General features: G+C 64.2%; 5 protein-coding genes. 1 reads left to right on the top strand and 4 read right to left on the bottom strand.

What is annotated here, in order from left to right; genetic code table 11:
• From VN856_RS22715 to VN856_RS22700, 4 genes are all read right to left on the bottom strand, one after another.
• Positions 1-276 (bottom strand): nitroreductase family protein (locus VN856_RS22715; RefSeq protein WP_325693264.1); only part of this gene is annotated, 276 nt, incomplete at its 3' end.
• Complete coding sequence (locus VN856_RS22710; protein WP_325693262.1) at positions 276-641, bottom strand: hypothetical protein; 366 nt, start codon at positions 639-641, stop codon at positions 276-278. The genes VN856_RS22710 and VN856_RS22715, both read right to left, overlap by 1 nt.
• A gap of 59 nt (positions 642-700) precedes the next feature.
• Entirely contained in the window at positions 701-1,717 is a 1,017-nt protein-coding gene (locus VN856_RS22705; protein ID WP_325693259.1) for a 6-phosphofructokinase, read from the bottom strand.
• Positions 1,714-3,336, bottom strand: a complete 1,623-nt coding sequence (locus VN856_RS22700; protein ID WP_325693256.1) for a PEP-utilizing enzyme — start codon at positions 3,334-3,336, stop codon at positions 1,714-1,716. Before VN856_RS22700 ends, VN856_RS22705 begins: the two co-directional genes overlap by 4 nt.
• Before the next feature lie 219 nt (positions 3,337-3,555).
• On the opposite strand from VN856_RS22700, the gene VN856_RS22695 reads away from it, so the two are divergent.
• On the top strand, positions 3,556-4,454 hold an 899-nt coding region (locus VN856_RS22695; protein WP_325693253.1), incomplete at its 3' end, for a TIGR03619 family F420-dependent LLM class oxidoreductase.

Below are 4,454 nucleotides of genomic sequence, written 5' to 3'. Positions count from 1 at the left end.
GAACTCGAGGTCAGCAACCAATGCCTTGTCTTCGACGCTCTGCTTGACGAAGTCACCTCCGCCCGCGTTCCACGTTTCTGTCCACCACGCCGCGAGGAGAGCGCGGTTGCGGTCGTCGCGGACGACGATGAACGTCCAAGGTTGGGTGTTTTCCGCACTCGGTGCGTGCACCGCGGCGGCAAGCATCTGCTCGACGTCGGAATCGGGTACCTTGCCGTCCGGATCAAAACGACGACACGCTCGTTGAGCGTGGATGACAGCAAGTAAGTCGCCCACTAGCTATCCGCCAGAACGCGTTTGCCGCGTGGCGCCCATCCGGTGAGGGAGATGGTGGTCAGATCGAGCCACTCCCCTAGTGACAGCGTTCCGGCCATGACCCGTTTCAGGAATTCCGCCATCACGACGTCGGGCTCGTTGTCCAACTCGTAGATCACCATGTAGCGGTGGGTCGGCGGCGGCAACTGAGCGGGCAACTCTTGGTCGTCCGGGACTTTCAGTTCGACGATGTCGTAACGCTGCGCGGCCACGACTCCCGGGACGTCGAGAACCTCCGGCAAGTGCTGAGCGTCATACCACTTGTTGAAGGCGTCATCTTGACCGTCGATCGGATTGGTGAGCGCTATGAATAGATTCGGAGCCACGTCGGATACCTTTCGCAACGGCCGGGATTAAGTCACACTATGACAGTCGACTGTCATAGTCAACGAGGCGGCGGACCGGTGAGACTCGACCTCTCGAGGTAGGCATAGCCGGTCTCCCCTCCCCATGTCACCTCGGCCCAGCTCACGGTGTAGGCCTGCGCCGGAGCCACCAACCCATAGGGCAGGCCCTCGGCCATCGACAGCCACAACGATGAGCAGATGGTGGCCTCGATCGGTTGACCATCGAGCTTGCAGCCAAATTGCTCACCGTCGCGCTGCAGCACCGCCGGCGGCGGAATCTCCTCCAGTTTCACGTGTCGCAGTAAACCGTTGGTAACCGCGTAAGCACCCTGCAGCGTGGTGCGCCCGTCGCGGGCCCAATACCTGCAGAACCCGAATGCGCGGCCGCTCGGCATGACTCCCCCGGCGATGACGTGGCCGCCCCAGTCGGTGAGAGTGTCGGCACCGCGTGGCCCACGCGAATGATCGCGCCAGCCACCACCGTCGAACAGGAAGGTTTCTGATCCTACGGTCACCTCGCCGACGACATGGGTGAGTTGCTCGTAATGTTCTCTGGCCCAGCTCTGTTCGGCCATTCCGGCGCCCGAGTCGGTCGGCGGACTGGCCTCGGCGTCCCACACTGGGGTCACGCCGTGCACCTCCAGATCCAGGCGGACGTGGGTCTTCGGCCCGTCGGGCAATGGTGCGGACCGCATCGCGTCATAAGAAGACCGCAGACAGAATCCGTCAAAAGTAATGTGCCATCTCGCGAACGGCTCTTCACACCGGAAAGCCAGATTGGCTCCCGCGGGCCGGCGCTCGGGCACAGTGCGGTGATACGCCCACATGGACAACACTCCCCGATCCGCGGGCAGCGCGATGAGGACACGGTCCTCCCACATCTCCCACATGTCGGCCACTGTGCCCAGATGCAGCCACATGCCGACGTCGTGCACAGGGTCGTAGGGCGTGAACAGCAGATTCTCGGTCCAGCCCGACACCGGCGGGCAACTGGTCACGACTTGCTCCTTGGCCGCGGGCAGACCCGAAGAGAGCGCGCCCGGCTGCACGCTCACTTCTCCACCGTGGACCGGGACCGGGCCAGCAACGCGATCTCGCCGGTGGTCCCGTCCACCCGCACGACATCGCCGCTGCGTAATGTCCTGGTGCCGTTGCCCGTTCCGACCACGCACGTAATACCGAGCTCCCGCGCGACGATCGCCCCGTGACTGGCGGGACTGCCCATGTCGGTTACCAGGGCACCCGCCAGCGAGACCAAGGCAGTCCAGCCAGGGTCGACGAACTTGCAAACCAGTACCTCGCCGTCGTCGAGGGTTTCCTTCGATTCCGCATCGACCACCACCCTTACCGTGCCTTCGAACACCCCTGGACCTGCGGGCGTTCCGTGAATAACGGCATCCTCTGAAGCCGGCTCATTCGACCGCTCGATAGCCTCGGGCATCCCGGTGAAGACCGACGGCACCTCAAGGCGCCGGTACTCCTCGCGCCGGCTTCGGCGAAACTCCACCAATTCGCGCACGTTCGCAGGCAGCGGAGCCAGCAGTTCGTCCACGGTCAGGTAACAGGCGTCGTCAACCCGATCCAGCGCCCCGGCGTCGACCAGCTCAGCACCGAACCCGCCGGCTGCCGCGCGGCATCCGTCAACGGCGGTCAGGAACGCGGCCTTGGTCAGTTCTACGGCTCGCACTTGAGCCCCCGTCGATGCCAGCAGGCGACGCACCAACAGGCGTCGCGCCGTGGGAAGCGTTGAGAGCAAGTCGGCCTCGGCATTCCGGCGCATCGCGGCTGCACGTTCTGCACGCGCCGCCGGGCGGTCGGACTCGGGCCTGTTGCTGTGGGCGGCGGCCGCACGCAGGACCGCGTCTGGATCCTCCCGCCACGAATGACCGATCACATTGCCCTCGTTGGGACCATGGAAACCGTGCCGAGAAAGAAACTCGTTCAACGTGATCCGTCGGTGCCCCAACGACCACACGTCATCGGCCAATTCGGTTTCGATCACGCCGCCATACCCGGCCAACAGCGCGGGCACCAGATCACCACGACCCGCCTTGACGGCAATCGATTCGACCTGTGCGCGAAAGACATTGAGGATGAGCCGAGTACGAACATGCACCCGCATCGCCGCACTGAACCGGTACGACGAATCAGTGAGCAGATTCCGCGGATCAGGCCGTCGTCCATTAAGTACGGTTGCCCGCCACCAGTCCATCTGGCGCCGGTGTAGGCGGCGCGGAGCAGACCGCTCTCGCGCCAGCACCAACGGCGCCTTGACGACGACTGCCGGCAACCGGCGGGGGTCGCTACGGGTCGGAGCCGCATCGGGCCGCACTGCGCCCAACAAATCGCGTTCGAAGTCGTCACCGGTCATTCCGGGCAGCAACCCGGCAAGTTCGCGGGCGCGATCGACGTTCATCGCTTGTCTGCCAAAGAAGCAGGCGGTGCTCCACCGATTCGGGTCGTCGGGTACCCGAAGTGCCGAGCGACCCAGCACTCCGAAGTCGTAGAGGCCGCCGCGGGAAGCGAATTCGACACCGGTCCCCCAAAGTGACCAGCACAGCGGGGAGAGGATGTCCGGCGTGGCTTCGCCAACGTTTGTCAGGGTCCAGAGCCGGCCGGGCTCGCTGCTGCCTCGGATCGGATCGGTCAGTGGCATCGCAGGGCCGGTGTGCATGGTTCTCCTGGTCGTATCGGCTGACAGTTCACTGTCAAAACTGCAGTCGATTGTCGCACTGGACGAGCCACTGTGTCAGCCAATCTGAATCTTCGCGCCCCGGGCATGTGGATCTTGACGATTGGCAGCCGACTGTCATAATGAGCGGGTCACACTGTACGTGCCGTCGGATCATTCAGTCGGCGCTCCGCCACCGGCCCATGAAATCGGAGGGCGCACATGAGATTCGCCGTCAATCTGCCGAACTGCATGCACGTCGCGGCGATCACGCAGCCGTGGGAACACCAGCTTTCCGGTGTGGACATCGCCGGAGTGGCCCAGCGGGCCGAGCAGTTGGGTTACTCGATGGTCTTCTTGCCGGAGCACTTCCTCACCCCGACCGGTCATCTCGAGTTCTCTGGAGACCACTACTTCGACGCCACCACCGCACAGGCGTTCATTGCGGGCGCCACCTCGACAATCACCATCGGCTCGATGGTCACCATCCTCCCGCTACACAACCCGATCATCGCCGCGAAGCAAATCGCAACGCTCGATTGGCTCAGTGGCGGGCGTGCCCAGACCACCGTCGGCGTCGGCTGGCTCAAGGAGGAATACGACGCGATCGGTGTCCCCTTCACCAAGCGTGGCCGCTTGGCGGACGAGTGCCTTGAGGCGATGTTCGAGTTGTGGCACAGCGATTCGCCGACCTTCGACGGCGAGTTCGTCAAGTTCGACGACATCGCGTTCGGGCCCAAGCCGATCTCCAAACCCCACCCGCCGATGTGGATGGGTGGCGACGCCGACGCGGTGCTGCGCAGAGCGGCCCGGTTCGGCGACGGCTGGGCGCCATGGCTGACCAAGCCCGACGAGCTGCCGGCCAAGATGGACTACCTACGCTCGCAGCCCGGGTTCGGCGCCCGGCCGTTTTCCCTGTTCTACAGCCTGGCGGTGCTGTCCATCGGTCAGGAGCACGCGATCGTCGACGATCCAAATGCGCATTTCGGCCAGAGCGCCCAGCAGGTGATAGACAACTGCAACAGGCTGGCCGAACTTGGCGTTACGGATACCTGGGTCAGTCCGCCTGCCCTGGACGGGCTCGATGCCTACCTCGACCACATGCAGTGGGTGGCAGAGGA

It is taken from the genome of Mycobacterium sp., assembly GCF_035603715.1.
Lineage (GTDB): Bacteria > Actinomycetota > Actinomycetes > Mycobacteriales > Mycobacteriaceae > Mycobacterium.
The sequence above is the reverse complement of the archived record's forward strand: the minus strand, read 5'-3'. Positions and strand labels throughout refer to the sequence as shown.